The 22,168-nt window shown below is 52.4% G+C and carries 38 protein-coding genes and 1 pseudogene; 35 read left to right on the top strand and 4 right to left on the bottom strand.

The genetic code is table 11. From position 1 onward, the window contains the following. From tuf to folP, 30 genes and pseudogenes are all read left to right on the top strand, one after another. Positions 1-128: pseudogene (gene tuf / locus ABJK70_RS06355) on the top strand (elongation factor Tu); the annotation flags it as partial. Positions 129-132: 4 nt separating this feature from the next. Continuing rightward, entirely contained in the window at positions 133-444 is a 312-nt protein-coding gene (gene rpsJ / locus ABJK70_RS06350; RefSeq protein WP_026609162.1) for a 30S ribosomal protein S10, read from the top strand. Positions 445-462: 18 nt separating this feature from the next. Then, a complete protein-coding gene (gene rplC, locus ABJK70_RS06345) occupies positions 463-1,101 on the top strand; it encodes a 50S ribosomal protein L3 (protein WP_347257579.1) in 639 nt (212 codons plus the stop codon). A gap of 10 nt (positions 1,102-1,111) precedes the next feature. Continuing rightward, the gene (gene rplD, locus ABJK70_RS06340; protein ID WP_347257578.1) at positions 1,112-1,726 is read left to right on the top strand and encodes a 50S ribosomal protein L4; all 615 of its coding nucleotides are present in this window, start codon (positions 1,112-1,114) and stop codon (positions 1,724-1,726) included. Further along, positions 1,723-2,016 carry a 50S ribosomal protein L23 gene (gene rplW, locus ABJK70_RS06335; RefSeq protein WP_086135208.1) on the top strand — a complete coding sequence of 98 codons (294 nt, stop codon included), beginning with the start codon at positions 1,723-1,725 and terminating at the stop codon, positions 2,014-2,016. Before rplD ends, rplW begins: the two co-directional genes overlap by 4 nt. Before the next feature lie 46 nt (positions 2,017-2,062). Continuing rightward, a complete protein-coding gene (gene rplB / locus ABJK70_RS06330) occupies positions 2,063-2,890 on the top strand; it encodes a 50S ribosomal protein L2 (RefSeq protein ID WP_077731313.1) in 828 nt (275 codons plus the stop codon). A gap of 18 nt (positions 2,891-2,908) precedes the next feature. Then, positions 2,909-3,181, top strand: coding sequence for a 30S ribosomal protein S19 (gene rpsS / locus ABJK70_RS06325; RefSeq protein WP_077731312.1), 273 nt, complete (start codon positions 2,909-2,911; stop codon positions 3,179-3,181). A gap of 16 nt (positions 3,182-3,197) precedes the next feature. Further along, on the top strand, positions 3,198-3,533 hold the full coding sequence (gene rplV / locus ABJK70_RS06320) for a 50S ribosomal protein L22 (protein ID WP_077731311.1): 336 nt from the start codon (positions 3,198-3,200) through the stop codon (positions 3,531-3,533). 9 nt (positions 3,534-3,542) lie between these two features. Beyond that, positions 3,543-4,214, top strand: coding sequence for a 30S ribosomal protein S3 (rpsC, locus tag ABJK70_RS06315; protein ID WP_077731310.1), 672 nt, complete (start codon positions 3,543-3,545; stop codon positions 4,212-4,214). A 16-nt stretch (positions 4,215-4,230) separates the two neighbouring features. Then, entirely contained in the window at positions 4,231-4,644 is a 414-nt protein-coding gene (gene rplP / locus ABJK70_RS06310; RefSeq protein WP_077731309.1) for a 50S ribosomal protein L16, read from the top strand. Then, positions 4,644-4,838 carry a 50S ribosomal protein L29 gene (gene rpmC / locus ABJK70_RS06305; protein ID WP_077731308.1) on the top strand — a complete coding sequence of 65 codons (195 nt, stop codon included), beginning with the start codon at positions 4,644-4,646 and terminating at the stop codon, positions 4,836-4,838. Before rplP ends, rpmC begins: the two co-directional genes overlap by 1 nt. Then, positions 4,835-5,095 (top strand): 30S ribosomal protein S17, encoded by a 261-nt coding sequence (gene rpsQ, locus ABJK70_RS06300; protein WP_086135209.1) that lies wholly within the window; start codon positions 4,835-4,837, stop codon positions 5,093-5,095. Before rpmC ends, rpsQ begins: the two co-directional genes overlap by 4 nt. A gap of 40 nt (positions 5,096-5,135) precedes the next feature. Beyond that, positions 5,136-5,504, top strand: coding sequence for a 50S ribosomal protein L14 (gene rplN / locus ABJK70_RS06295; protein WP_077731306.1), 369 nt, complete (start codon positions 5,136-5,138; stop codon positions 5,502-5,504). A 16-nt stretch (positions 5,505-5,520) separates the two neighbouring features. After that, positions 5,521-5,838: a 50S ribosomal protein L24 gene (gene rplX / locus ABJK70_RS06290; protein WP_077731305.1), complete on the top strand. Its 318-nt coding sequence runs from the start codon at positions 5,521-5,523 to the stop codon at positions 5,836-5,838. A 17-nt stretch (positions 5,839-5,855) separates the two neighbouring features. Then, the gene (rplE, locus tag ABJK70_RS06285) at positions 5,856-6,395 is read left to right on the top strand and encodes a 50S ribosomal protein L5 (RefSeq protein ID WP_077731304.1); all 540 of its coding nucleotides are present in this window, start codon (positions 5,856-5,858) and stop codon (positions 6,393-6,395) included. 8 nt (positions 6,396-6,403) lie between these two features. Continuing rightward, on the top strand, positions 6,404-6,709 hold the full coding sequence (gene rpsN, locus ABJK70_RS06280) for a 30S ribosomal protein S14 (RefSeq protein ID WP_133717891.1): 306 nt from the start codon (positions 6,404-6,406) through the stop codon (positions 6,707-6,709). A gap of 61 nt (positions 6,710-6,770) precedes the next feature. Then, positions 6,771-7,166 carry a 30S ribosomal protein S8 gene (gene rpsH / locus ABJK70_RS06275; protein WP_077731302.1) on the top strand — a complete coding sequence of 132 codons (396 nt, stop codon included), beginning with the start codon at positions 6,771-6,773 and terminating at the stop codon, positions 7,164-7,166. A 20-nt stretch (positions 7,167-7,186) separates the two neighbouring features. Next, on the top strand, positions 7,187-7,720 hold the full coding sequence (gene rplF / locus ABJK70_RS06270) for a 50S ribosomal protein L6 (protein WP_077731301.1): 534 nt from the start codon (positions 7,187-7,189) through the stop codon (positions 7,718-7,720). A gap of 7 nt (positions 7,721-7,727) precedes the next feature. Then, positions 7,728-8,081, top strand: coding sequence for a 50S ribosomal protein L18 (gene rplR, locus ABJK70_RS06265; RefSeq protein WP_077731300.1), 354 nt, complete (start codon positions 7,728-7,730; stop codon positions 8,079-8,081). 8 nt (positions 8,082-8,089) lie between these two features. Next, on the top strand, positions 8,090-8,608 hold the full coding sequence (rpsE, locus tag ABJK70_RS06260) for a 30S ribosomal protein S5 (protein WP_086135210.1): 519 nt from the start codon (positions 8,090-8,092) through the stop codon (positions 8,606-8,608). Further along, positions 8,605-8,790: a 50S ribosomal protein L30 gene (gene rpmD / locus ABJK70_RS06255; protein WP_077731298.1), complete on the top strand. Its 186-nt coding sequence runs from the start codon at positions 8,605-8,607 to the stop codon at positions 8,788-8,790. The genes rpsE and rpmD overlap by 4 nt, the downstream gene beginning before the upstream one ends. Beyond that, on the top strand, positions 8,791-9,225 hold the full coding sequence (rplO, locus tag ABJK70_RS06250; protein WP_077731297.1) for a 50S ribosomal protein L15: 435 nt from the start codon (positions 8,791-8,793) through the stop codon (positions 9,223-9,225). After that, positions 9,226-10,551: a preprotein translocase subunit SecY gene (gene secY, locus ABJK70_RS06245; protein ID WP_077731296.1), complete on the top strand. Its 1,326-nt coding sequence runs from the start codon at positions 9,226-9,228 to the stop codon at positions 10,549-10,551. A gap of 43 nt (positions 10,552-10,594) precedes the next feature. Continuing rightward, positions 10,595-10,708 carry a 50S ribosomal protein L36 gene (rpmJ, locus tag ABJK70_RS06240; protein WP_077731295.1) on the top strand — a complete coding sequence of 38 codons (114 nt, stop codon included), beginning with the start codon at positions 10,595-10,597 and terminating at the stop codon, positions 10,706-10,708. Between the two features lie 83 nt (positions 10,709-10,791). Next, the gene (gene rpsM, locus ABJK70_RS06235; protein ID WP_077731294.1) at positions 10,792-11,148 is read left to right on the top strand and encodes a 30S ribosomal protein S13; all 357 of its coding nucleotides are present in this window, start codon (positions 10,792-10,794) and stop codon (positions 11,146-11,148) included. A 33-nt stretch (positions 11,149-11,181) separates the two neighbouring features. Then, positions 11,182-11,568, top strand: coding sequence for a 30S ribosomal protein S11 (gene rpsK / locus ABJK70_RS06230; protein ID WP_077731293.1), 387 nt, complete (start codon positions 11,182-11,184; stop codon positions 11,566-11,568). Between the two features lie 15 nt (positions 11,569-11,583). Next, positions 11,584-12,204 (top strand): 30S ribosomal protein S4, encoded by a 621-nt coding sequence (gene rpsD / locus ABJK70_RS06225; RefSeq protein WP_077731292.1) that lies wholly within the window; start codon positions 11,584-11,586, stop codon positions 12,202-12,204. A 16-nt stretch (positions 12,205-12,220) separates the two neighbouring features. Next, positions 12,221-13,216: a DNA-directed RNA polymerase subunit alpha gene (rpoA, locus tag ABJK70_RS06220; RefSeq protein WP_077731291.1), complete on the top strand. Its 996-nt coding sequence runs from the start codon at positions 12,221-12,223 to the stop codon at positions 13,214-13,216. 19 nt (positions 13,217-13,235) lie between these two features. Further along, on the top strand, positions 13,236-13,601 hold the full coding sequence (gene rplQ, locus ABJK70_RS06215) for a 50S ribosomal protein L17 (protein ID WP_077731290.1): 366 nt from the start codon (positions 13,236-13,238) through the stop codon (positions 13,599-13,601). Between the two features lie 221 nt (positions 13,602-13,822). Further along, a complete protein-coding gene (gene folP, locus ABJK70_RS06210; RefSeq protein WP_133717893.1) occupies positions 13,823-14,632 on the top strand; it encodes a dihydropteroate synthase in 810 nt (269 codons plus the stop codon). A 94-nt stretch (positions 14,633-14,726) separates the two neighbouring features. Here the strand turns inward: folP and panD are convergent, their stop codons facing one another. Continuing rightward, a complete protein-coding gene (gene panD, locus ABJK70_RS06205; protein WP_086135211.1) occupies positions 14,727-15,107 on the bottom strand; it encodes an aspartate 1-decarboxylase in 381 nt (126 codons plus the stop codon). A 507-nt stretch (positions 15,108-15,614) separates the two neighbouring features. Here panD and tatA point away from each other — a divergent pair. From tatA to ABJK70_RS06185, 4 genes are read left to right on the top strand one after another with little or no spacing between them, the layout of a single operon-like run. Continuing rightward, positions 15,615-15,818 (top strand): twin-arginine translocase TatA/TatE family subunit, encoded by a 204-nt coding sequence (tatA, locus tag ABJK70_RS06200; RefSeq protein ID WP_077731287.1) that lies wholly within the window; start codon positions 15,615-15,617, stop codon positions 15,816-15,818. 17 nt (positions 15,819-15,835) lie between these two features. Then, complete coding sequence (gene tatB / locus ABJK70_RS06195) at positions 15,836-16,162, top strand: Sec-independent protein translocase protein TatB (RefSeq protein ID WP_077731286.1); 327 nt, start codon at positions 15,836-15,838, stop codon at positions 16,160-16,162. Between the two features lie 19 nt (positions 16,163-16,181). Continuing rightward, positions 16,182-16,931 (top strand): twin-arginine translocase subunit TatC, encoded by a 750-nt coding sequence (gene tatC, locus ABJK70_RS06190; protein ID WP_077731320.1) that lies wholly within the window; start codon positions 16,182-16,184, stop codon positions 16,929-16,931. A gap of 41 nt (positions 16,932-16,972) precedes the next feature. Next, entirely contained in the window at positions 16,973-17,698 is a 726-nt protein-coding gene (locus tag ABJK70_RS06185; protein WP_156880770.1) for an SAM-dependent chlorinase/fluorinase, read from the top strand. A gap of 21 nt (positions 17,699-17,719) precedes the next feature. Here ABJK70_RS06185 and ABJK70_RS06180 read toward each other — a convergent pair whose 3' ends face one another. From ABJK70_RS06180 to ABJK70_RS06170, 3 genes are all read right to left on the bottom strand, one after another. Next, complete coding sequence (locus ABJK70_RS06180; protein WP_347257577.1) at positions 17,720-18,532, bottom strand: alpha/beta hydrolase; 813 nt, start codon at positions 18,530-18,532, stop codon at positions 17,720-17,722. Between the two features lie 80 nt (positions 18,533-18,612). Further along, on the bottom strand, positions 18,613-20,391 hold the full coding sequence (locus ABJK70_RS06175) for a DUF4105 domain-containing protein (protein WP_347257576.1): 1,779 nt from the start codon (positions 20,389-20,391) through the stop codon (positions 18,613-18,615). A gap of 160 nt (positions 20,392-20,551) precedes the next feature. Further along, positions 20,552-21,064 carry a DUF3015 domain-containing protein gene (locus ABJK70_RS06170; protein WP_166642596.1) on the bottom strand — a complete coding sequence of 171 codons (513 nt, stop codon included), beginning with the start codon at positions 21,062-21,064 and terminating at the stop codon, positions 20,552-20,554. A gap of 337 nt (positions 21,065-21,401) precedes the next feature. Here ABJK70_RS06170 and ABJK70_RS06165 point away from each other — a divergent pair. Then, the coding region (locus tag ABJK70_RS06165; RefSeq protein WP_347257575.1) for an AMP-binding protein at positions 21,402-22,168 on the top strand (767 nt) is incomplete at its 3' end.

Here is a 22,168-nt window from a genome sequence, read left to right as displayed (position 1 = left end):
CGGGGGACAACGTCAAGATCACGGTGAAATTGATCGCGCCGATCGCGATGGAGGAAGGCTTGCGCTTTGCGGTGCGCGAAGGCGGCCGGACCGTCGGGGCCGGTGTCGTGTCCAAGGTGTTGGAGTAATTCTGTGCAAAAACAGCGAATCAGGATCCGTCTGAAGGCGTTTGATCATCGACTGATCGATCAGTCTGCCAGCGAAATCGTTGAAACGGCCAAGCGAACCGGTGCCCAGGTTTTGGGACCGATCCCCTTGCCGACCAAAAAAGAGCGCTACACCGTTCTCATCTCGCCACACGTCAATAAAGACGCGCGCGACCAATACGAACTGAGGACCCATAAGCGTTTGATGGACATCGTTGAGCCGACGGATAAAACGGTTGACGCTTTGATGAAGCTCGACCTTGCTGCCGGCGTAGACGTACAAATAAAGTTGAATTGACGTATTTAGGAGCGATCGATGGCGTTAGGTTTGGTTGGGCGGAAGTGCGGCATGACCCGTATTTATGCCGAAGACGGCTCCGCAGTGCCGGTTTCCGTAATCCATGTGGAGCCGAATCGCGTCGTGCAGGTCAAGGCATTGGATACAGACGGTTACCGGGCGATTCAGGTGACTGCTGGGGTTAAGAAGAGGTCCCGTTTGTCCAGGCCGGAGGCCGGGCACTACGCTAAGGCGGGTGTCGAGGCTGGGCGCGGTTTATGGGAATTTCGTGTAGAAGAGGGTGATGCGGGTCAATACTCGGTGGGCTCCGAGGTGGGCGTAGACATTTTCCAGGAAGGGCAATACGTCGATGTTCAGGGTACGAGTATCGGTAAAGGTTTTGCGGGTGTGGTTAAGCGTCACAACTTCAGAACCCAGGATGCTACGCACGGAAACTCGTTATCGCATCGTGCGCCGGGTTCTATCGGTCAGAACCAAACGCCTGGTCGCGTTTTTAAAGGCAAACGAATGGCCGGACACCTTGGTAGTGTCACGACCACCGTGCAAAGTTTGAAGGTGTGCGCGGTTGATAAGGAGCGCTCGTTGCTTCTGATCAAGGGGGCTGTGCCAGGCGCGAAAGGTGCCGAGGTCTTAATTAAGCCGGCTGTTAAGAAGTAAAGAGGGTAATATGGGGTTGCAGATTCCATCGGCTGTCGATGGCGGCACGCCGCTCGAAGTCTCCGAGGCAGTGTTTGGGCGGGATTACAATGATTCTCTTGTTCACCAGCTAGTAGTTGCGTATTTCGCTGGAGCTCGATCCGGTACAAAAGCGCAAAAGACGCGCTCAGAAGTTAGCGGCGGCGGTGCGAAGCCGTGGCGACAAAAAGGCAGTGGTCGTGCTCGTGCCGGTACAACTCGAAGCCCTCTCTGGCGTACGGGCGGTGTTACATTCGCAGCGCGTCCCCGGTCCTATGAACAGAAACTGAACAAGAAGATGTACCGGGCTGCTATGCGGTCGATTCTGTCCGAGCTGTTGCGTCAAGGGCGGTTGTATATCAGCGATGATATTCATCCTTCGGCTCCTAAAACAAAGGAGCTTCTTCAGAAGCTTCAAGGTCTCGGATTTAAGCGAGGGTTGGTTGTTACCGATGCGCTTGATGAAAACTTGTTCTTGGCTGCGCGGAATCTCCAAGACGTGTTGGTGTGCACTGCCAGCTCCGTGAATCCGGTGGCCCTCGTACATAGCGAGAAAGTGATTTTGACGTCACAAGCAGCAAAGCAACTTGAGGTCGGCCTAGCATGAGACAGCTGGAACTAATGAGCGTCATCGAGGCGCCAATTATTTCGGAAAAGAGCACTGCGGCCGCTGAAAAAGCAGGTCAGGTTGCTTTTCGTGTAAAACGGACCGCGAGTAAACCTCAGATTAAAGAGGCCGTTGAACTCATGTTCAATGTTAAGGTGGCCTCGGTTCATGTCCTGAATGTGGGCGGAAAAGTTAAGCGATCCGGGCGGTTTATAGGTAAACGTTCCGACTGGAAAAAAGCGTACGTGAAACTGAAGCCGGGATTCGATATCGATCTGTCCGTAGCGTAGGAAAAACGCGAGAACATAGAACAGTAAATAATTGCGGGAATTTCAGATGGCGCTAATTAAATCGAAACCCACCTCGGCCGGTTCACGGTTTGTGGTTCGAGTACGGACAGAAGGTCTTCACAAGGGGAAGCCTTATGCAGGTCTCGTCGAAAAAAAGACGAGAAATTCCGGTCGAAACAATCAAGGCCGAGTGACGACGCGTCATAAAGGCGGCGGCCACAAAAAGTTTTATCGTGTGATCGACTTTAAACGGGACAAGCTGGAGATACCCGGCCGAGTTGAGCGTATAGAGTACGATCCGAATAGAACAGCTCATATCGCGCTCGTGGTTTACAAAGATGGCGAGCGGCGATACGTCATTGCGCCCAAGGGGGTGACCGTCGGGGCCGAGGTTGTCTCATCGGAGTATGCGCCCATACGCCCTGGCAACTGTTTACCGATTAGAAACATCCCCATTGGTACGCTGATTCACTGCATCGAGCTCAAGCCGGGAAAAGGTGCTCAGCTAGCACGTAGCGGAGGTGCGTCCGCGCAACTCGTTGCAAAAGAGGGTGCGTACGCAACTATCCGCCTGCGGTCGAGCGAGATGCGCAAGGTGCTTGCCGAATGCAAAGCCGTGATCGGTGAAGTTTCAAATCACGAACATAACTTGATTTCTTTAGGTAAGGCTGGAGCTACCCGATGGCGCGGTATTCGGCCTACCGTGCGCGGCGTGGCGATGAATCCCGTCGACCACCCGCACGGCGGTGGTGAAGGTAGAACTTCTGGTGGCAGACACCCGGTATCTCCATGGGGTGCGCCAACCAAAGGGTATAAGACGCGAAACAACAAACGCACCGACGCCATGATCGTGCGGGGTCGTAAGCAAAAATAGATATGAGAGGTAGAAGACGTGCCACGTTCGATTAAGAAGGGACCGTTTGTCGATTATCACCTACTTAAAAAGGTAGCGGACATGGGGCAGTCTGGGGCGAAAAAGCCCATAAAGACTTGGTCTCGCCGTTCGATGATCATCCCTGAGATGATCGGATACACCTTGGCGGTACACAATGGCCGCCAACACGTTCCAGTGCTCGTGACCGACAACATGGTGGGGCACAAGCTTGGAGAGTTTGCCCCGACTCGAACGTACAAAGGCCATCAAGCCGACAAGAAGACAAAGTGATTGGAGGCGGTGAAACATGGCAACGGTAGCGAAGCTAAACAATACGCGCGTATCTGCTCAAAAGTGCAGGTTGGTGGCCGATCAAATTCGGGGACTGAGGGTCGACAAGGCGATCGATTTACTCAGCTATAGCACGAAGAAATCTGCGCGAATTTTAAAGAAAGTGCTGGAATCTGCGATAGCGAACGCCGAGCACAACGACGGCGCCGACGTGGACGAGTTGTTAGTCAGTGTGATCGAAGTGGCCGAGGGCCCTACGCTGAAGCGCATGTCGCCACGTGCCAAGGGGCGTGCTAATCGTGTCCTCAAGCGTACATGTCATATAACGATTCACGTCTCAGAGCATCGATAAAGGATATTTATGGGGCAGAAAGTTCATCCGACCGGGATACGGCTCGGCTACATCAAAGATTGGACCTCTCGCTGGTACGCGTCCAGCAAGGACTACTCGGCGTTTCTCTTCAACGACTTGAAGGTACGGGAGTTCCTAAAAAGGAAACTTGGACACGCATCGATCAGCCGTGTCCAAATTAACCGGCCGGCGAACAATGCGCATATCACCATCCACACGGCAAGACCTGGTCTAGTCATTGGAAAGAAGGGTGAGGATATCGATGCCTTGCGTCGAGAGTTGTCATCGATGATGGGCATTCCCGTTCAGGTAAGTGTAGAGGAAATTCGTAAACCTGAACTGGACGCTCAACTCGTGGCGGAAGGCGTTGCCCAGCAGTTGGAAAAGCGAATCATGTTCCGGCGTGCGATGAAGCGCGCCGTGACCAACACTCTTCGGCTTGGTGCCGAAGGAGTGAAAATTAACGTAAGCGGGCGGCTGAACGGCGCAGAAATTGCACGTAGTGAGTGGTACCGCGAGGGACGTGTTCCTCTTCACACCTTTCGTGCCGATATCGACTATGGGTTCGCCGAGGCGAAGACAACTTACGGAGTCATCGGAGTGAAAGTGTGGATTTTCAAGGGCGAGGTTTTTTCAACCGGAGAAAGCGAATCCAAAGGCGTCGCTTCATCTGAGGTATAACCGGGGCTAGTAGACCATGTTGCAGCCGAAGAGAACGAAATATAGAAAACAGCAGAAAGGCAGAAACACAGGCCTCGCCACCAAAGGTAACCGGGTCAGTTTCGGCGAGTTTGGTCTGAAGGCCGTGGAGAGGGGAAGGATCACTGCGAGGCAAGTTGAAGCCGCGCGCCGTGCTATCACACGACATGTTAAGCGTGGTGGAAAGATGTGGATTCGCGTATTTCCCGATAAACCGATATCGAAAAAGCCGCTCGAAGTTCGAATGGGGAGTGGAAAAGGAAGCGTGGAGTACTGGGTCGCGGAGATAAAGCCTGGCACGATGCTTTACGAGCTTGAGGGAGTGAGCGAAGAGTTAGCGCGTGAAGCGTTCGAGCTTGCCGCAGCTAAGCTTCCGATAAAGACAACTTTTTCGTTTCGGACGGTCATGTGATGAAAGCCAGCGAACTTAGATCGAAAACCGAGGGCGAACTTAAAGAAATGCTGCTCGAACTTCACCGAGAGCGCTTTAACCTCAGGATGCAAAAGGCTACCGGTCAATTAACCAAATCGGATCAACTGCAAGGGATTAGGCGGGACATCGCCAGGGTAAATACGGTTCTAACCGAAAAGAGCTTTTCAGTATGAGCGAAACAGTCAAGACGTCCCGTACCATCACGGGAAGAGTTATCAGCTCCAAAATGGATAAGACGATCACGGTTCTGGTGGAGCGGTTGGTATCTCATCCAGTTTATGGAAAGTTCGTACGTCGAACGAGCAAGGTGTTGGCCCATGACGAGAATAACGAGTGTCACGAGGGTGACGTCGTAGTTGTTTCTTCCTGCCGTCCGCTATCGAAGAAAAAGGTTTGGATGCTGGACAGAGTGGTCGAGCGGACTAAATGACAACGAGAAGGGCAACGGCAATAAATAAGGGGTATCGAAGATGATTCAGATGCAAAGCAACCTGGATGTGGCTGATAACAGCGGCGCTAAAAAGGTCATGTGCATCAAGGTGCTCGGTGGTTCGCATCGCCGGTATGCAAACATCGGCGACATCATCAAGGTTAGCGTTAAGGATGCTATTCCTCGCGGACGCGTTAAGAAAGGCGAGGTTTACAATGCCGTGGTTGTGCGGACAAGAAAAGGCGTTCGTCGGACAGATGGATCGGTTGTCCGGTTCGACGGCAATGCGGCAGTGTTGCTTAACAATCAGCATCAACCCATCGGCACGCGCATTTTCGGGCCGGTTACGCGAGAACTGCGGTCCGAAAAGTTCATGAAGATCATTTCGCTCGCACCTGAAGTACTTTAACGAGGATCCTTGCGTCATGCGAAAGATTAAGAAAGGCGATCAAGTTGTAGTGCTCACCGGGAAAGACAAAGGGAAGCGGGGTGCGGTCTTGTCGGTGTCCTCGGACGATCGGGTCGTCGTCGAAGGTATCAACCTGGTTCGGAAACACCAAAGACCGATTCCGATGAGGGGAATAAATGGCGGAATAGTTGAAAAGGCTATGCCGATTCACCGGTCTAATGTGGCACTGTATAACCCGGGAACAAACAAACCCGATAAAGTGGGCTTTAAGCTTTTGGCCGACGGTAGAAAGGTTCGTTATTTCAAGTCCACGAACGAAGTTATTGACGTTTGATTTTGCGGATAACAGAAATGGCTAGGCTTCAATCTATTTACAAAGAACAGGTAGTTCCGCAGCTGATCAAGCGATTTAACTACCAATCGGTAATGCAAGTTCCGCGACTGGAAAAGATCACCCTTAATATGGGAGTAGGCGAAGCCGTAGCCGACAAGAAGATACTCCAGAACGCGATGGAAGACCTGCAAAAGATCTCCGGCCAAAAACCCATCGTAACGATCGCCAGAAAGTCAATCGCCGGGTTCAAGATCAGAGAGGGCATGCCCATAGGCTGCAAAGTAACGCTGCGGCGTGATAGGATGTATGAATTTTTGGATCGGCTTGTCAATATAGCGATACCGCGGATTCGAGATTTCCGCGGATTGAGCCCAAGGTCATTCGACGGTCGTGGCAACTATAGCATGGGTGTCCGGGAGCAGATCATCTTCCCCGAGATTGATTACGACAAAATCGACGCTATACGCGGTATCGACATAACCATTACGACTTCGGCTGGCAGCGATGACGAAGCCCGTGCGCTGTTGGAGCAGTTTAAGTTTCCGTTTAGAACATAGGAACGGCAATGGCAAAAAAATCTATGATCGCACGAGAAAAGAAGCGTCAAGCGTTGGTTAGCAAGCACTACAAAAAGCGGGTTGAGCTGAAAACCATCGTTCAGAGTGTGTCGTCGACGGATGAAGAGAAATACCAAGCGCAACTAAAGCTTCAACAGCTCCCCAGAGACGCGTCGCCGTCGCGCCTCCACAACCGGTGCAGTTTGACCGGTAGGCCGCACGGGTTCTATCGGAAGTTCGGTCTCGGACGGAATAAGCTGCGTGAGTCGGTTATGCGCGGCGATGTGCCGGGCGTGACGAAGGCAAGCTGGTAAGAGTGGATCGTCGACCCAATCACCGTCTGAGCCCAACCGTTTTGTTTACGGAGAATTTGAAATGAGTATGACCGATCCGTTGGCTGATATGATCATCCGTATAAGAAACGGGCAAGCCGCCGGAAAAAACGAAGTCGTTATGCCGTCGTCGAACGTTAAAATCGCAGTATGCCGCGTATTGAAGGACGAAGGCTACATCACGGATTATCAGGTAAGCCAGGATGCCGGGAAGGCCTCGCTTTGTGTGCAGCTCAAGTATTACAAAGGGCAGCCCGTTATCGAGCAGTTCGAACGCGTCAGTAAGCCCGGCCGTCGCATTTACCGATCGAAAGACAAGCTTCCCCTGATTCTGGGCGGGCTAGGTACGGCGATCGTGTCCACCTCGAAAGGCGTTATGACAGACAAGGATGCACGAGAGGGTGGGCATGGTGGCGAGGTCCTCTGTCTGGTGTCGTAATCGAGCATAGAGACTTATCAATGTCCAGAATAGCAAAAAATCCGGTCGCTCTTCCGAAAGGAGTGGAGGCTAGCATTTCCGGTGACGTAATCACCGTAAAGGGTGCTAAAGGTGCGCTGACTCGCAGTTTGAGTCCCAAAGTTCGAGTTGAAATCGCAGACGGTCATATATCGATTTTAGCCGATAAAGCCGATAGACAAGCTAATGCGCTTGCTGGTAGCACGCGTGCAAACATTGCGAATATGGTAACGGGCGTGAGCGTTGGCTTCGCTCGTAAATTGACGATGGTTGGCGTTGGCTATAGGGCTCAAGCGAAAGGAGACGTATTGAGTCTCTCGCTGGGATTTTCCCACCCTCTTGAGCTTACCGCTCCGGAGGGTATTACGATCGAAACGCCCTCCCAGACCGAGATTGTGGTCAAGGGGTGCGACAAACAGCGGGTGGGTCAGGTTGCTGCCGACATCAGAGCATATCGACCACCGGAGCCTTATAAGGGAAAAGGTGTTCGATACGCGGAAGAGGAAGTCGTCAGAAAAGAAGCGAAAAAGAAGTAGGTGATTGATGGATAAGAAATCGGCGAGATTGAAGCGGGCGACGAAAGCCAGAGCGATCATCAAGTCATTAGGCGTGAATCGGCTTACCGTCCATCGGACGCCGCGTCATATCTATGCACAGGTAACGAGCGCCGATGGGGCGCTGGTCCTCGCGTCGGCATCTACGTTGCAGCCGGATATCAAGGCCAGCTTGGCGTCGACCGGAAACGTTGAGGCGGCCAAAGCGATTGGCAGGCTAATAGCGGAACGGGCGCTGTCGGCGGGAGTATCAAATGTGGCCTTCGATCGATCAGGATTCAAATATCACGGTCGTGTCAAAGCATTGGCTGACGCCGCGCGTGAAGCCGGGCTTGGGTTTTAGGGGGAGTTATGGCGAGCCTAAACGTTCAGAGCAGTTCGGCCGAAGGGTTTCAGGAAAAGTTGGTCGCGGTCAGGCGCGTCGCCAAAGTTGTAAAGGGCGGCCGTCAGTTCGGGTTCACCGCGTTAACTGTTGTTGGTGACGGGAATGGTCGGATCGGGTATGGCTTGTGCAAAGCGCGCGAAGTTCCTGTCGCGATCCAGAAGTCAATGGAGCAAGCCCGGAGAAATATGCGTAAGGTGAGCCTCAACGGTGACACCTTGCATTACGCAATCACCGCTAGCACTGGGGCTGCCAAGGTATTTATGCAGCCGGCATCTCAAGGTACCGGGATCATCGCGGGAGGTGCGATGCGCGCGGTATTCGAGGTTGTTGGCATACATAATGTGCTTGCCAAGTGTATTGGAACAAATAACCCCATTAACGTCGTTCGCGCAACGATTAAAGGACTGACGGAGATCAGAGACCCTCGTTCCATCGCAGCCAAGCGCGGGAAATTGGCAGATAATCGTTCGGGGAAAGATAAATGAGCGAGAAGCAACTCAAAGTTACGCAGATAAAGAGCGAGATCGGGCGTCTTAAGTCTCACCAGGCGTGTCTTCGCGGGCTTGGCATCAGACGTATGCACCGACCGGTATACGTTAGCGCAACACCGGCTAACTGCGGGATGATCAACAAGGTTGCGTACATGCTCAAGATTGAGGATGCTTAAATGTTCCTAAATTCGATTAGGCCGTCGGAAGGCAGCAGAAAAAAGAGAACCCGCGTCGGGCGCGGCATTGGCTCTACATTGGGTAAGACCAGCGGAAAAGGACATAAAGGCCAAAAAGCCCGAGCCGGAGGCTTTCATAAGGTAGGATTCGAAGGCGGACAGATGCCGCTTCAACGGAGACTGCCGAAAGTCGGATTTAAATCGAGAGTAAAAGCGTTCGTCGCTGAGGTTCGGTTAAACGAACTTAATCGGCTGGCTGGCGAGAAAGTCGATATCCAAGCGTTAAAGGCGGCAAATTTGGTTCCGGCGCAGGCTCGCTCTGTCAAGGTTATTGACTCGGGAGAGTTGACGTCCTCGGTGACCCTTGTCGGCATTAAAGTTACGAAGGGCGCGCGTTCAAAAATCGAAGCGGCTGGCGGCACAATCGAGGCATAAGTGAGCATCGCGAACTCCACCCTAAGCGAAAGGTTTGGTAGGCTCACAGAGCTTCGCCAACGGCTTCTCTTCGTAATCGGCGCTCTCGTCGTTTACCGAATTGGGGCACACGTTCCCATTCCTGGAGTTGATCCAAAGGCTTTGGCTGCGATGTTCGCGCAGCAAGGCGGGTCGATACTGGACATGGTGAACATGTTTTCAGGGGGCGCGCTGAAGCGCCTGAGTATATTTGCTCTTGGGATCATGCCGTATATCTCGGCTTCAATCATTATGCAATTGATGGCAGGCGTAATCCCGAAGCTGGAGCAGATAAAAAAAGAGGGTGAGTCAGGGCGGAAAAAAATCAACCAGTACACAAGGTACGGCACCGTTTTTCTCGCAACGTTCCAGGCCATCGGAGTCGGGCTTGCGCTACAAAACCAATCCGCCTCAGGTGTCCCTGTCGTTATTAGCCCGGGAATTCACTTCCTGTTTATCACGGCTGTGTCGCTGGTCTGCGGAACCGTGTTTTTGATGTGGCTTGGCGAGCAGGTTACGGAACGAGGGATTGGAAATGGGATATCTATCATAATTTTTGCCGGTATTGTGGCTGGGCTTCCGTCGGCAGTTGGCGGCACCCTCGAATTAGCGCGAACCGGTGAATTGAGCATGATGAGTATCGTCGCTCTGTTTGGTATTGCGCTAGCAGTAACGGCGCTCGTCGTGTTTGTTGAGCGGGGGCAGCGGCGGATTACCATTAATTATGCGAAACGGCAGGAAGGACGGCGGATGTATGCTGCTCACAAGAGTTTTCTGCCCTTGAAGTTGAATATGTCGGGTGTGATACCGCCGATATTTGCGTCTAGTATCATCCTATTTCCTGCAACGTTGGCGGGTTGGTTCGGAAACACTAAGAACCTTGGTTGGCTGCAGGATATCGCCACAACTTTATCACCCGGGCAACCGCTATACGTGTTGTGCTACGCCGGCGCGATCGTCTTTTTTTGCTTTTTCTATGCCGCGTTGGTGTTCAACTCGAATGAAACGGCGGAGAACCTGAAGAAATCGGGCGCGTTTATTCCGGGTGTCAGGCCTGGCCAGCAAACCGCAGCCTATATTGATGCCGTGATGACGCGTTTGACATTGGCGGGCGCCATTTACATTACCGCTGTATGCTTGCTGCCCGAATTTTTAATCGTTTATTGGAACGTGCCGTTCTATTTCGGCGGAACCTCTCTGCTGATCATAGTGGTGGTGGTAATGGATTTTATGTCACAAATCCAAACCTACATCATTTCGCACCAGTATGAAGGTTTACTAAAGAAGTCCAATATCAAGCTCAGTTAACCTGGTTTTAGAATCACGGTTTACAATCATCAGGGGAATTTTAATGAAGGTTCGTGCGTCAGTTAAGAAGATCTGCCGAAACTGCAAGATTTTGAAGAGAAAAGGGATTGTTCGCATAATATGTAAGGATGCGCGTCATAAGCAGCGCCAAGGCTAATCATTGAATAGCGTATTCTTAAATGACGTGGTATGATGCGAGATTCAGCCTAAGTCTAGAGAGTTGATGTGGAGGCAGGATAAATGGCACGAATTGCGGGAGTTAATATCCCGGATCACAAGCACCTAGTTATTTCGCTTACGGCGATTTATGGTATCGGCAGATCTAGGGCATCACTGATTTGTGAGAATGTTGGTCTGAGCCCCTCGGTTAAGGTCAGGGAACTCGGGGACAGTGATATCGAGCGCATCCGCGAGGAAGTTGCGAAGTTTGTTGTGGAAGGGGATCTTCGGCGCGAGAGCGCGATGAATATCAAGCGCCTAATGGACTTGGGTTGTTATCGTGGAATGCGGCATCGGCGAGGTCTCCCTGTTCGCGGGCAACGGACCCGTACTAACGCACGAACCAGAAAAGGTCCGCGACGGCCGATTCGCAAATAAATCTAAAGAGTGGTTTCGAGGTAAGACATCGACATGGCTGCATCTAGTCGTCCCGCAAAACGGATTAAACGAGATATTTCTGACGGAGTTGTTCACATCAGCGCGTCATTCAATAACACCATAATAACGATTACAGATCGTAAGGGTAATGCGCTCGCATGGGCAACTGCTGGGGCCTCGGGGTTTCGCGGGTCTCGGAAAAGCACGCCGTTTGCTGCTCAGGTCGCCGCAGAAAAGGTGGGAAGCATAGTAAAGGATTATGGCGTGAAGAATCTGGATGTGCGAATAAAGGGACCTGGGCCAGGCAGAGAGTCGGCGGTAAGGACGCTCAATAATATGGGATTTAAGATCACGAATATTATTGATGACACACCGATACCGCACAATGGGTGCCGTCCTCCAAAGAAACGGCGGGTATAAGCAGAGGGGCGAAAAATGGCTAGATATCTAGGGCCGAAGTGCAAGCTCAGTAGAAGAGAAGGCACGGATCTGTTTCTTAAATCGCGCGGCAAGTCGCTCGAAGGAAAGTGCAAGCTCGATCAACAGCCGGGGCAGCACGGCCAGAAGCGCGCCCGTATGTCGGACTACGCAACTCAGCTCCGCGAGAAGCAGAAGCTGCGCAGAATTTACGGCGTATTGGAGCGCCAATTCCGGAATTATTATAAGGCCGCGTCGAGCAGAAAGGGATCAACCGGCGAAAACTTGCTGAACCTGCTCGAGTCTCGTTTAGATAACGTGGTCTATCGCATGGGTTTTGCTTCCACCAGGGCCGAAGCGCGCCAGCTTGTTAGCCACAAAGCGATTACGGTTAATGGCAAGGTCTTGAATGTGCCGTCCTACCAAGTCGCGCCAGGAGATGTTGTCTCAGTACGGGAAAAGGCAAAGAATCAGCTAAGAGTTAAAGATGCACTGCAAGTTTTGGAACAGTATGGATTTCCTGCTTGGGTGGATGTCGACGCAAAGCAAATGCGGGGCGTGTTTAAGTCAGTGCCTGAACGTAGTGATCTGGGCGCTGAAATAAACGAGCAACTGGTTGTCGAGTTGTACTCCAAATAATTGTTGTTCCTAATCGATGCAAAACTACTTGGCGAATCTAATTAAACCGCGGTTGGTTGACGTCAATCCCATAGATCGAAACAGTGCGAGGATTGTAATCGAGCCTCTGGAAAGGGGGTTTGGTCATACCCTGGGCAATGCGCTGAGGCGAGTTCTGCTCTCCTCGATACCCGGCTGTGCAGTTACGGAAGTAACAATAGAAGGGGTATTGCATGAGTACTCTACGATAGATGGCGTTCAAGAAGACGTTATTGACATTCTTTTGAACCTTAAGAACCTCGCGATTCGTATACCGACCGGACAAGAGGTTACGCTTAAGATAAACAAGTCGGGTCCTGGCAAAGTTACCGCAAGCGACATAGAGCTTACCCACGATGCGGAAATTCTTAACCCGGAGTTGGAGATCGCGAATCTGACGCACTCCGGGAAGTTAAGCATGACGCTCAAAGTTGAAAAGGGTCGAGGATATCAGCCGGTGGGCGCGCGGAATTCCGGGCAGGCGGAAACCGCAGTTGGCGTGCTTAATATCGACGCTTCTTTTAGCCCGATTCGGCGCGTCTCGTATTTGGTAGAGAACGCTCGTGTCGAGCAGCGTACGGATCTAGATAAGCTTATTCTGGAGCTGGAAACTAATGGGACGGTTGATCCAGAAGAAGCGGTTCGACAAGCTGCATCGATTTTGAACGAACACCTATCGGTATTCGTTGCCCTCAAAAGTGAGGAGACGCCGAGAATCAGCGAAGAAAGGCCGCAGTTCGATCCGTTGCTGCTTCGGTCGGTTGATGATCTCGAACTGACTGTTCGCTCCGCTAATTGCTTGAAGGCGGAAAACATATTCTACATCGGCGATCTGATTCAAAGGACCGAAGTGGATTTGCTCAAAACCCCAAACCTTGGAAAGAAGTCGCTGACTGAAATTAAGGATGTTTTGGCGACGAAGGGTTTGTCACTTGGCATGCGACTTGAAAATTGGCCTCCCGAGGGTCTTAAACGTGACCAACAAGACTCTTAAATTTGTGTGGGTGTAACAAATGCGGCATCGTAATTCGGGTAGAAAACTAAATATTACCGGCAGTCACCGAAACGCCTTGTTTCGAAACCTAACTGCCTCCTTGATCCAACATGAGATCATTCAAACGACTTTGCCGAAAGCGAAAGAGATCAGGCGGTTTGCTGAGCCTTTGATCACCTTGTCGAAGAAGAATAGCGTAGCCGCACGACGCCTTGCGTTTGCGCGTATCAGAGACCGTGACGCAGTCGTAAAACTGTTCGACGAGTTAGGACCCCGATTTAAGGATCGGCCGGGTGGCTATTTAAGGATTTTGAAATGCGGTTTCCGCAGGGGCGATGCCACACCCATGGCATACGTAGAACTTGTTGATCGGTCAAACGCATAAGAGCCGGACGCCGGCTAAGGTGCAAGATTGGCCTGAATGGCCAATGTCGTTGGCCCGCTTATGCGGGCCAATTGCTCTGCAGCAAAGTAAAGTTTTCCGCATTGCCTAGCCTACTCATATAACGTAGGAAGCGGCTGAGAAAATATCGGTCGCTCATTTATACTACCGTCACCAAGCGGAATTTTCGGCATCTAACGGTGCTCTTGCGCGGGAACTCCGTCATGCAATATAAGCCCCTTATCATGGGGATTCTGAACGTAACTCCAGATAGCTTTTCGGATGGTGGCCGGTATTGTGTGCCAGCGGACGCGTTATTGCATGCGCAACGTATGGTATTAGAGGGTGCGGATATCATCGATATCGGTGGGGAGTCGACGCGGCCCGGCTCAGAGCCGGTTAGCGAAGAGGAGCAACTTAGCCGCGTCATTCCGGTCGTTCGTACTTTGCGCAGCCATTTGCCGCACAATGTGATGTTAAGCGTCGATACGACAAGAAGTCGCGTCGCAGAGGAAGCGATATCTGCTGGCGTAAACATGGTGAATGATATCTCAGCCGGTAGGGATGACCCAAGGATGTTCTCGGTAGCAGCAAAGGTTGGTGTGCCGTTGGTACTTATGCATATGCAGGGCAAGCCAAAAGGTATGCAAGATAACCCCGTGTATACGGATGTAGTCGAAGAAGTATTGGTGTTCTTAATGGAACGGGCAGAAGCTGCAATGAAAGAAGGGGTTGCGGCCGAGAACATTGTCATCGATCCTGGCATCGGGTTTGGAAAGCGGAAAGACGACAATCTGCGGTTGATTAAAGAGCTAAGTCGCTTCGTGGCGACGGGTTATAAGGTTTTATTAGGGACAAGCAGGAAGCGCTTTATGGGGGCGATCTGCGGCGAGAGTCATCCGCCGGAACTGGTGGGGGCGACGATAGCAACTACTGTTCTTGGAGTATCGGCTGGAGTGGCTTTGTTTCGCGTGCACGATGTTAAGCCCAACCGTCAGGCTGCGGATGTGACCGCGGCGGTTTTGCGGATGTGAATTGGCGGCACGATGGCGAACTGTCAGTTAGTCCCGGCGATTCGGCTAAGTTATTAAATGCAAACCGCTAAATCAGTAGGTGACGCAGTTGAGCTCAGGCTGCTTGTATGGGGATCGACTGACCCGTCCGGACGATTTGGTTGTGTTCTCCAAGATAGATCAGTGTGGGTTTATAGCCGATGAGTTCGCTCTGATTTAACCCTACGTAGGCGCATATAATCATGATGTCTCCAGGAGCAGCAAGACGAGCGGCAGCGCCATTGACAGAAATTACGCCCGATCCCTCTTGTGCGCGAATGGCGTAGGTAGTGAACCTTTGCCCGTTGTTAACATTATAAATGTGGATTTGTTCATATTCTCTGATTCCCGAGCGTTCGAGTAGCAAACCATCAATGGCACAAGAGCCCTCATACTCGAGTTCGGAGTGTGTCACTCGAGCTCTGTGTAGCTTTGCTTTGAGCATCATCGTTTGCATACGGTAAACCTGTGAGTAGGCTCGTTCGAGTCGGGGATTATCCAGAAAAAGCTAGACAGTAGCAACCCGGCGTAGAATTAGTCGGCTTGGCGGAACCATTTATTATAGGTGATTAAGGCAGAACGTCGCAAGGAAAGTGCCAGCGATCTTGTCTCTTGGCCGGAGGGGCTGTTATGGATGATTTACCTTAGGCACTGAGGTGTCAGCGGTCGCCAAGGTCGGAGTGAAACGGGATGTCGGATGGAAGTAGTGCTAGTTTTATACGATAGGCCTAACTTATTTGATTTTGTGCGGTCTTATTTTCGTGGTTTTAATTTGCAGTGGCCAGCTCGCTCTATGTGCCCGTAAATTCTTTAACAGTAGAATATGGCGATTACCAATGACCAAGAAACGGATGCAGAGAATCGTACTGGATCTTGGCCGGGAAAACGCCTGGTTATTTTTAACGAAGCGAATTCGGTAATATCTCTCGAGTTAACGTCACTAAAAGCATGTAGGAGTAAATTGATGGGTATCGGTATATGGGAGCTACTGCTCCTTTTTTTGATCGTACTGTTGCTGTTCGGCACCAAACGACTACGTAACATTGGCGGCGATCTGGGATCGGCAATAAAGAGTTTTCGTAGTGCGATGAGCGAGGGGGACGAAGAGAAATCCGGGAGGACGATCGACGGAGAGGCGGTCCACGAGAACAAAGACAAGACGACCTAACAACGATTCAAAAAAGCATGTTCGATATTGGCTTTTGGGAATTGGTCTTGGTAGGTGTCGTATCGCTTCTGGTGTTCGGTCCGGAGCGTCTACCCAAGGTGGCAAGAGAGGTCGCACTGTGGGTTCGAAGGGCTCGTGCAATGGCCGCTTCGGTGAGGCAAGAAATTGACCATGAGCTTCAGTTGCAAGAGTTGCGTCAATCTTTATTAGAAGAAAAGAAAAAGGTGGAGTTATTATCGACTCCGGTGCGACCTGGCAAAAAGAAAGATCGCGTGTCGATATCTGATCCGAACGAAACGGACGAAAAAGAGCCTGCTTCTAAGCACCGCGATGGTGAACTATAAAAAGTATAGTCGGGGACAGATGCAAGACACCGAGCAACCTTTTATTTCTCACCTAGTAGAACTACGGGATAGACTGCTGCGGTGCATACTCGTGGTTTTGTTTGTTTTTATGAGCATGGCCTATTTTGCCAACGAGATCTACGCTTATTTGGCAGGGCCGCTCATGAAGCATTTGCCGCCCGGTTCGCAAATGATCGCGATCGATGTCGCCTCGCCATTCCTGACACCGTTCAAGCTTACGCTGGTGGCGGCGGTTTTCCTGTCGATACCGTATATTCTTTACCAAGTTTGGGCCTTTGTCGCGCCGGGCTTATATGAGCATGAGCGCCGTCTGGTGCTGCCGCTTCTGTTTGCAAGTACAGTGCTGTTTTATGGGGGTATGGCGTTTGCCTATTATCTGGTCTTCCCTCTGATTTTCGGGTTCCTGACCGCAACGGCGCCGGCGGGAGTAGCGGTAATGACCGATATTACGCATTACCTGGATTTCGTACTAACTTTGTTCTTCGCTTTCGGGGTCTCGTTTGAGGTTCCAATTGCGACCATCGTGCTAATTTGGAGCGGCATTTCTACCCGAGAGAGCCTGTCCGAAAAACGGCCTTACATTATTGTGGCCGCTTTTGTCATCGGAATGGTGCTTTCACCTCCCGACGTGGTTTCGCAAAGTCTTTTGGCAGTGCCCATCTGGCTGCTGTTCGAGTTGGGGCTTGTATTTTCGCGATTGTTTCGGCCTAGACGCATAGAGCAGATTCCAAACCTCCAAGACGAGTAAGGTCAGACCATAGCCGTCAATCCGCTGTTGCTGACACCGATATGATTTTTCTATTTACCGATTTCGGTTCAGAGGGGCCGTATCTTGGGCAAATGGAAGCGGTGCTGCGATTGCGGGCGCCGGGAGTCGACATTGTAAATCTCGTTAGCAACGCACCCATGGGCGAGCCCCGGTGGAGTTCATATCTACTCGCAGCCCTGTGCAAACAACTTCCGACCGGTAGCGTATTTCTTGCCGTGGTCGATCCCGGCGTCGGCGGTGAACGGTTGCCGGTTGTTCTACAAGCGGATGGGCAATGGTTTGTGGGGCCGGATAACGGTCTCCTCAATACTGTGGCAGCGCAATCGGCCGAAGCGGAATGGCGGGTGATCGATTGGCGTCCAAGGATGCTCTCGTCGAGTTTCCACGGCCGCGATCTTTTCGCTCCTATCGCTGCACGCATTGCCACCCATGACTTCAGCTGGGCGAGCCACAACCATCAGAAACCGGATCTGATCGAATGGCCGTCCGATCTCGCCGAGATCATCTATTTCGATCACTACGGCAATGCCATTACTGGAATGCGGCACAGGACTGAATACTGCGGAATGACGCTCTGTGCAAATGGCCAGTCGTTACGGCAGGCTAACACATTTTGTTCGGTTCCCGCCACCCAAGCCTTCTGGTATCAAAACTCAATCGGACTGATTGAAATCGCAGTCAACTGTGGACGCGCCGATCGAGACTTAGAGCTGTCCCTCGGTACGGCCATTTCGTTCAAGGCTTAAGATTGTTGGTCGCTGGAGCGTTTAACGTCCATGTTCCTCGAGAAAAGAGAGCAAGCGTTGGCGGTTTTTCTCTTGACCAAAGGTGGCGATGTGAAATCCTTCGGTGACCCAGAGCGACTTGGGTTCGCCGGCCGCTTCGAACAGCGCGATGCTGTGACGGGCCGGCACTATGTCATCGGTTTCGCTGCAGATGATGAGCAGCGGCAATGGTGATATCTCGGCGATATTTTTGATCGGGCTATAGTCGTCCGGCATCAGTCGGGAGAGCGGATATTGTAGCGGCCACGTGATCGGGAATTGGGCCAGTTTGTCACGGGTGATTTCGCGATAGCTGGCAAACGGCGCATCCAAAACGATCGCAGTTAAGCGTTGGCGCGTTTCCGGACTCGCGCCCGCGAAGTAGGCGCCCAAGTTTGCACCCAGGCTTTGGCCTAAAAGGAAAAGGTTTCTGTTCACTACGCGAGGCTCGCTCAAAAGCCATTGAAAGCCTGTAGCCACATCGGTCAACACTTCCGGCAGACCTGGCGAGCCGTCGGATAGTCCATAGCCGCGATAGTCGAGGAGAAACACCTGATATCCTTTTTCCGGCAGCCAGGCGACGCTATAGATGTGAGTGCTGATGTTCTGGGCATTGCCGTGGAGGAAAAATACCGTTCCGCGCGGGGCGCCGCGAGCAAACAAGAACCAGCCGTGCAATTTAATCCCGTCTGGGGTGACCAGGTTCACATCTTCGTATTTCAGGCCTAAGGCATCGGGTGTGAGCCGCATCGCCCGGTCCGGATAAAAAAGCAGGCTGGCGCATCCGGAAAGGCTAAGGGCGAACGGAATAATCAAAAGATTTCGGAAAAAGCATCGGGACACGGTAATGCTCCATCAGCGCCGGATGCAAATACGCGGCAATATTTGTTCGACTCTCAAAAATACCGCCGCACCGACAAAAGAAATTCACTCGCATAAGTACGCTCTCCCCGGTCTCGGCCGAGACGCAGGTTCAGCGCATAGTCCTTGCCTAGATTCACCGTATGGTCCAAGCGCAATCCGCCCGTGCAATACTCGTCTTCCACGATATAGCAGTCAATTCGAAAGTCCAGCAGTCCCTGCCCGCCCAGGCCGCGATACAGCCAGCCGATGCGGGGGCCAAGCCCGATATCGACGTTCGGTCGAACCGACTCGCTTACTTCAAGCGTGCCGTTCACTAGGCCGAAGATCATTCCGTCGCCGATGCTGTAGCTCAAACCGACGCCTCCGTCCAGATAGCCGACCAACGGTCGGCCGGTTTCAAGCAATTTTCGCCGGGCGCCGAGGCCGACGGACCAGGACAAGGGCTGGATAAACTCTGTGCGCGGGGTTAATGATGCGATATTGATGACATCCACGGCTTCGACGCGGAATCTCTCGTCTTCGTAATACCGGACACTGGCATCGAGAAATTTGATCTGGGCTCCCAGCCGGTAGCCGGCTAAAGGATCGGTCAGATCGTGATAGGCGGAGCGCAATCGGAATGAGCCGAACGCCGTATGATCGAAAAAACCGAAGCCGAGGTCGGCGCGCCAAGGCTTGTGCCCTTCATCATCCCGAGTGGCCGGACGCTCCGGCGGTTTTAGCGGTGAAACGTCATCGATCCGGCTGCGGGCCAGCAGGAGTTTATAACTCAGACCGGCAACACGCTCCCTCGGCAATTTGTCGGCCAACGACCGGTAGCGCAAAGACTCGTATGCCGTCTCCAGTGTAGCCGCTTGTTCGGCGGCAGACATCGGTCTAAGAGCAGCGCTGTCCAGCGCGATTTTTCCATCTGCCAACTGTCTGGCCACGCGGCGTTGGTCAGACGTGAGCTGGCGGGTATGCTCGTTCAACACCGTTGCCGCGGATGGACGGTAATCCACATGCTCGACCAATCCCGCATCAACGATGGCGCGCACGGTATCCGAGGGAATGGAGCGGTAGGGAAATTTCTCCCGAAGCGCAAGAGCCGGACGCACGACATCCAGCAAGCTCAAAATACGATAAGAGCAGTTTTCTCCGATAAAGTAATAGTCGAACCGAATCGGCCGAATTTCCCAGACGTGACGGATCAGTTGCGCGGTTTCGGCGGGCGACAGGTTAAGGGAATATTCCCAAATATCGCGGTTTTCGAAGTCGCTGTATTCCTTAACTTTTTCATAAAACGGCTGTACCGAAATCACGCCCGGATAGCCACCGAACAGACCTCGGTACGCGTAGAACAATTCGTTGTCCGCCACATTCACGTCCGCCGCATAATTGATCGTATGGGCCAGCAGGCGTGCATTTTCATCCTGATTTTCGCGGTCTAGGCGCAAAAAAGTATGTCCGAACATGGATGACGGGCTGTTCAGGTAGGATGCGGGAAAGATCAGGCTTACCGAATGGGCCTTCAGGGTCTCGGTCCATTCGGAAAACGCTTTGCAGTCGTGATCCGAAGATAGCGAACCGCCGAAATCGAGCCGGCTTTTTAGCCAATGATAACGAGCGGGAAATCGGCACCGAGGGTGCTCGTCTCCGTCTCCTGGCGCAAAATAGGCTAGAAGGGTGGCGGATAATTCCGCGTCGGGATCGTGTTGACCCGTTTCGGCAAGAAAAAAGGCCGGGTCGTCCGCATCGCTGGCCCAGTCTCCGAAGGGAGTGCGCCGGTAATGGCCCAGGGCCAGCCAGGTAGGGTCGTAGTGCAGACGCATCGCTCGCGCCTGTCGAAGCAGTATCGAGGGATTTTCCGACCCAAAGGCGCGGAAAGCTGCCGTCTGAAATGTCAGAACAACAACGAGGCATAAGAGCGACTTCACGGCGGATGAAAGAAGAGGCGCTTCATATTTCGGGGAGCGCCTCGCAAGCTAGGGATCAGCCGACGTACTTCGCCAATGCGGAGTCGGACTTCATCACGACGATCAAGGCGTCCATTACCTCGTCGCTGGTAACGGATTCTCGCGGATAAATCACGGCGAAATGTTTCTTGACCAGCGCGAAAAAGGCCAGGCGATCTTCTTTTGCGATGCCCATAACTTCGGAAAGCCCGGCAAGTGTTTCGCCGTTTCCGCGAGACATGTCCTCGGCCAGCTTGGTCATGTTGGCCCCGATGTACATGCGGCCGCCCCTGTAGCGAATGGTTTGGTTGGCGTCGCAACCGTTGGTGCCGGACGATATACCGAAAGTGTTATTGCCGAAGCTGCCATTGGTGGTAATCGCGAGTGAATGGGCGCCGACGCCGCTGTTGCCGTCGAACAGCAACGCTCCCCAGCCGCAACCACTCGCGCCATCTCCCCTGGGACCGGCTCCTTGGGTATGGCTGGTCGCGTGGGCTAGGATAGGACTGATTAACAACAAACCACCCACCACTGTCATCATCTTTTTCATTGGAATTCTCCTTGAGGTTGTTGAACTTAGATCGACACGGGGCGCGAAATGAAGCGCCATTCCCTTAATACCAGATTGTGCCGAAGCTTGTAAATTTATCTGCTGGTTTAAGTCGAGTTTGGAGCGGTTTTCAATGTTTCAGTCCGGCAAATTGGCGCGACGTTTTGCAGGCAGGTCGTATTGCAGGAATTCTTCTGGCAAAAACTAGAGATGGAACGCCGGCTCCAAAAGAGTTACGGTTTGTATACAGGAGAATACAGTTGCTTCATTTAAATACCTTAGCGCTTTGCGTATAGTTTTTGCGCAAAATTCATCCTAAAAATAGTGAATAACACCCGTGGCAAACAGGCCATTAACGAAATATCAAGACAAGATCATCTCCCACGACGCCAGCCTCCTCAGGCCGCACTATCCATTGATCGACCGTTTTAGGGATGCCCGAGTTATCGCTATTGATAATGGCCGTTCCATAACTTTGGGCGAATTTTTCCGGGAAGTAATCAATCTGGCGGCAAATCTCCCCGATCGTCCTTACATGGTCAATCTCTGCGAGAACCGATACCGGTTTCTCGCGGCTTTCGCCGCAGCCGTGCTCAAAGGGCAGATCAACCTGCTGCCGCCGAGCCGGGCACCTAGGGTCTTGCAGCAAGTGACGGAACAATATCCGCAGCTCTATTGTCTAGTTGACGGTCCGGAGTCTCCGGAAGGACTTGATACGATCGTCCGTTACGATTGCAGCCCACGACAGACGCCACGCCAGGACGCTTACATCCCGGAAATTCCGGGAGATCAAGTAGTTGCAATCGCGTTTACGTCCGGTAGCACGGGCCAGCCGAGAGCTCACGTCAAAACGTGGCTGAGCTTTTGCGAGAGTGCGAAACTGATCGGGGCTGGCCTAGGTTTAAGGCCAGAGCAGTCGGCTAGTGTCATCGCCACGGTACCGCCGCAGCACATGTACGGTCTCGAGACCAGTATTCTTCTGCCGCTTTGCCTTGGCGGAATGGCACTGCACTCCGGTAAGCCTTTTTTTCCGGCCGATATCCGCGCCGCTTTGGAATTGTGCCCGGAGCCGCGAATCCTCGTCACGACGCCGGTGCACATCCG

Source organism: Methylocaldum sp., from assembly GCF_039794385.1.
In the GTDB taxonomy this organism is placed as follows: Bacteria; Pseudomonadota; Gammaproteobacteria; order Methylococcales; family Methylococcaceae; genus Methylocaldum.
This window is presented reverse-complemented; position numbering and strand designations above follow the sequence as displayed.

Bases quoted from the DNA above. Each gene is read 5' to 3' on its own strand.
- panD (WP_086135211.1), bottom strand. From the start codon at position 15,107: ATGCAAACGATGATGCTCAAAGCAAAGCTACACAGAGCTCGAGTGACA.
- rpmD (WP_077731298.1), top strand. From the start codon at position 8,605: ATGAGCGAGAAGCAACTCAAAGTTACGCAGATAAAGAGCGAGATCGGG.
- ABJK70_RS06170 (WP_166642596.1), bottom strand. From the start codon at position 21,064: ATGAAAAAGATGATGACAGTGGTGGGTGGTTTGTTGTTAATCAGTCCT.
- rplX (WP_077731305.1), top strand. From the start codon at position 5,521: ATGCGAAAGATTAAGAAAGGCGATCAAGTTGTAGTGCTCACCGGGAAA.
- rplP (WP_077731309.1), top strand. From the start codon at position 4,231: ATGTTGCAGCCGAAGAGAACGAAATATAGAAAACAGCAGAAAGGCAGA.
- rplD (WP_347257578.1), top strand. From the start codon at position 1,112: ATGGGGTTGCAGATTCCATCGGCTGTCGATGGCGGCACGCCGCTCGAA.
- rplW (WP_086135208.1), top strand. From the start codon at position 1,723: ATGAGACAGCTGGAACTAATGAGCGTCATCGAGGCGCCAATTATTTCG.
- rpsD (WP_077731292.1), top strand. From the start codon at position 11,584: ATGGCTAGATATCTAGGGCCGAAGTGCAAGCTCAGTAGAAGAGAAGGC.
- rplQ (WP_077731290.1), top strand. From the start codon at position 13,236: ATGCGGCATCGTAATTCGGGTAGAAAACTAAATATTACCGGCAGTCAC.
- rpsN (WP_133717891.1), top strand. From the start codon at position 6,404: ATGGCAAAAAAATCTATGATCGCACGAGAAAAGAAGCGTCAAGCGTTG.
- rpsQ (WP_086135209.1), top strand. From the start codon at position 4,835: ATGAGCGAAACAGTCAAGACGTCCCGTACCATCACGGGAAGAGTTATC.
- rplN (WP_077731306.1), top strand. From the start codon at position 5,136: ATGATTCAGATGCAAAGCAACCTGGATGTGGCTGATAACAGCGGCGCT.
- ABJK70_RS06185 (WP_156880770.1), top strand. From the start codon at position 16,973: ATGATTTTTCTATTTACCGATTTCGGTTCAGAGGGGCCGTATCTTGGG.
- rpsH (WP_077731302.1), top strand. From the start codon at position 6,771: ATGAGTATGACCGATCCGTTGGCTGATATGATCATCCGTATAAGAAAC.
- rplB (WP_077731313.1), top strand. From the start codon at position 2,063: ATGGCGCTAATTAAATCGAAACCCACCTCGGCCGGTTCACGGTTTGTG.
- rpmC (WP_077731308.1), top strand. From the start codon at position 4,644: ATGAAAGCCAGCGAACTTAGATCGAAAACCGAGGGCGAACTTAAAGAA.
- rpsE (WP_086135210.1), top strand. From the start codon at position 8,090: ATGGCGAGCCTAAACGTTCAGAGCAGTTCGGCCGAAGGGTTTCAGGAA.
- rpoA (WP_077731291.1), top strand. From the start codon at position 12,221: ATGCAAAACTACTTGGCGAATCTAATTAAACCGCGGTTGGTTGACGTC.
- ABJK70_RS06175 (WP_347257576.1), bottom strand. From the start codon at position 20,391: ATGCGTCTGCACTACGACCCTACCTGGCTGGCCCTGGGCCATTACCGG.
- tatA (WP_077731287.1), top strand. From the start codon at position 15,615: ATGGGTATCGGTATATGGGAGCTACTGCTCCTTTTTTTGATCGTACTG.
- folP (WP_133717893.1), top strand. From the start codon at position 13,823: ATGCAATATAAGCCCCTTATCATGGGGATTCTGAACGTAACTCCAGAT.
- rplC (WP_347257579.1), top strand. From the start codon at position 463: ATGGCGTTAGGTTTGGTTGGGCGGAAGTGCGGCATGACCCGTATTTAT.
- rplR (WP_077731300.1), top strand. From the start codon at position 7,728: ATGGATAAGAAATCGGCGAGATTGAAGCGGGCGACGAAAGCCAGAGCG.
- rplO (WP_077731297.1), top strand. From the start codon at position 8,791: ATGTTCCTAAATTCGATTAGGCCGTCGGAAGGCAGCAGAAAAAAGAGA.
- rpsK (WP_077731293.1), top strand. From the start codon at position 11,182: ATGGCTGCATCTAGTCGTCCCGCAAAACGGATTAAACGAGATATTTCT.
- rplE (WP_077731304.1), top strand. From the start codon at position 5,856: ATGGCTAGGCTTCAATCTATTTACAAAGAACAGGTAGTTCCGCAGCTG.
- rpmJ (WP_077731295.1), top strand. From the start codon at position 10,595: ATGAAGGTTCGTGCGTCAGTTAAGAAGATCTGCCGAAACTGCAAGATT.
- rpsC (WP_077731310.1), top strand. From the start codon at position 3,543: ATGGGGCAGAAAGTTCATCCGACCGGGATACGGCTCGGCTACATCAAA.
- rplF (WP_077731301.1), top strand. From the start codon at position 7,187: ATGTCCAGAATAGCAAAAAATCCGGTCGCTCTTCCGAAAGGAGTGGAG.
- tatB (WP_077731286.1), top strand. From the start codon at position 15,836: ATGTTCGATATTGGCTTTTGGGAATTGGTCTTGGTAGGTGTCGTATCG.
- tatC (WP_077731320.1), top strand. From the start codon at position 16,182: ATGCAAGACACCGAGCAACCTTTTATTTCTCACCTAGTAGAACTACGG.
- rpsM (WP_077731294.1), top strand. From the start codon at position 10,792: ATGGCACGAATTGCGGGAGTTAATATCCCGGATCACAAGCACCTAGTT.
- rplV (WP_077731311.1), top strand. From the start codon at position 3,198: ATGGCAACGGTAGCGAAGCTAAACAATACGCGCGTATCTGCTCAAAAG.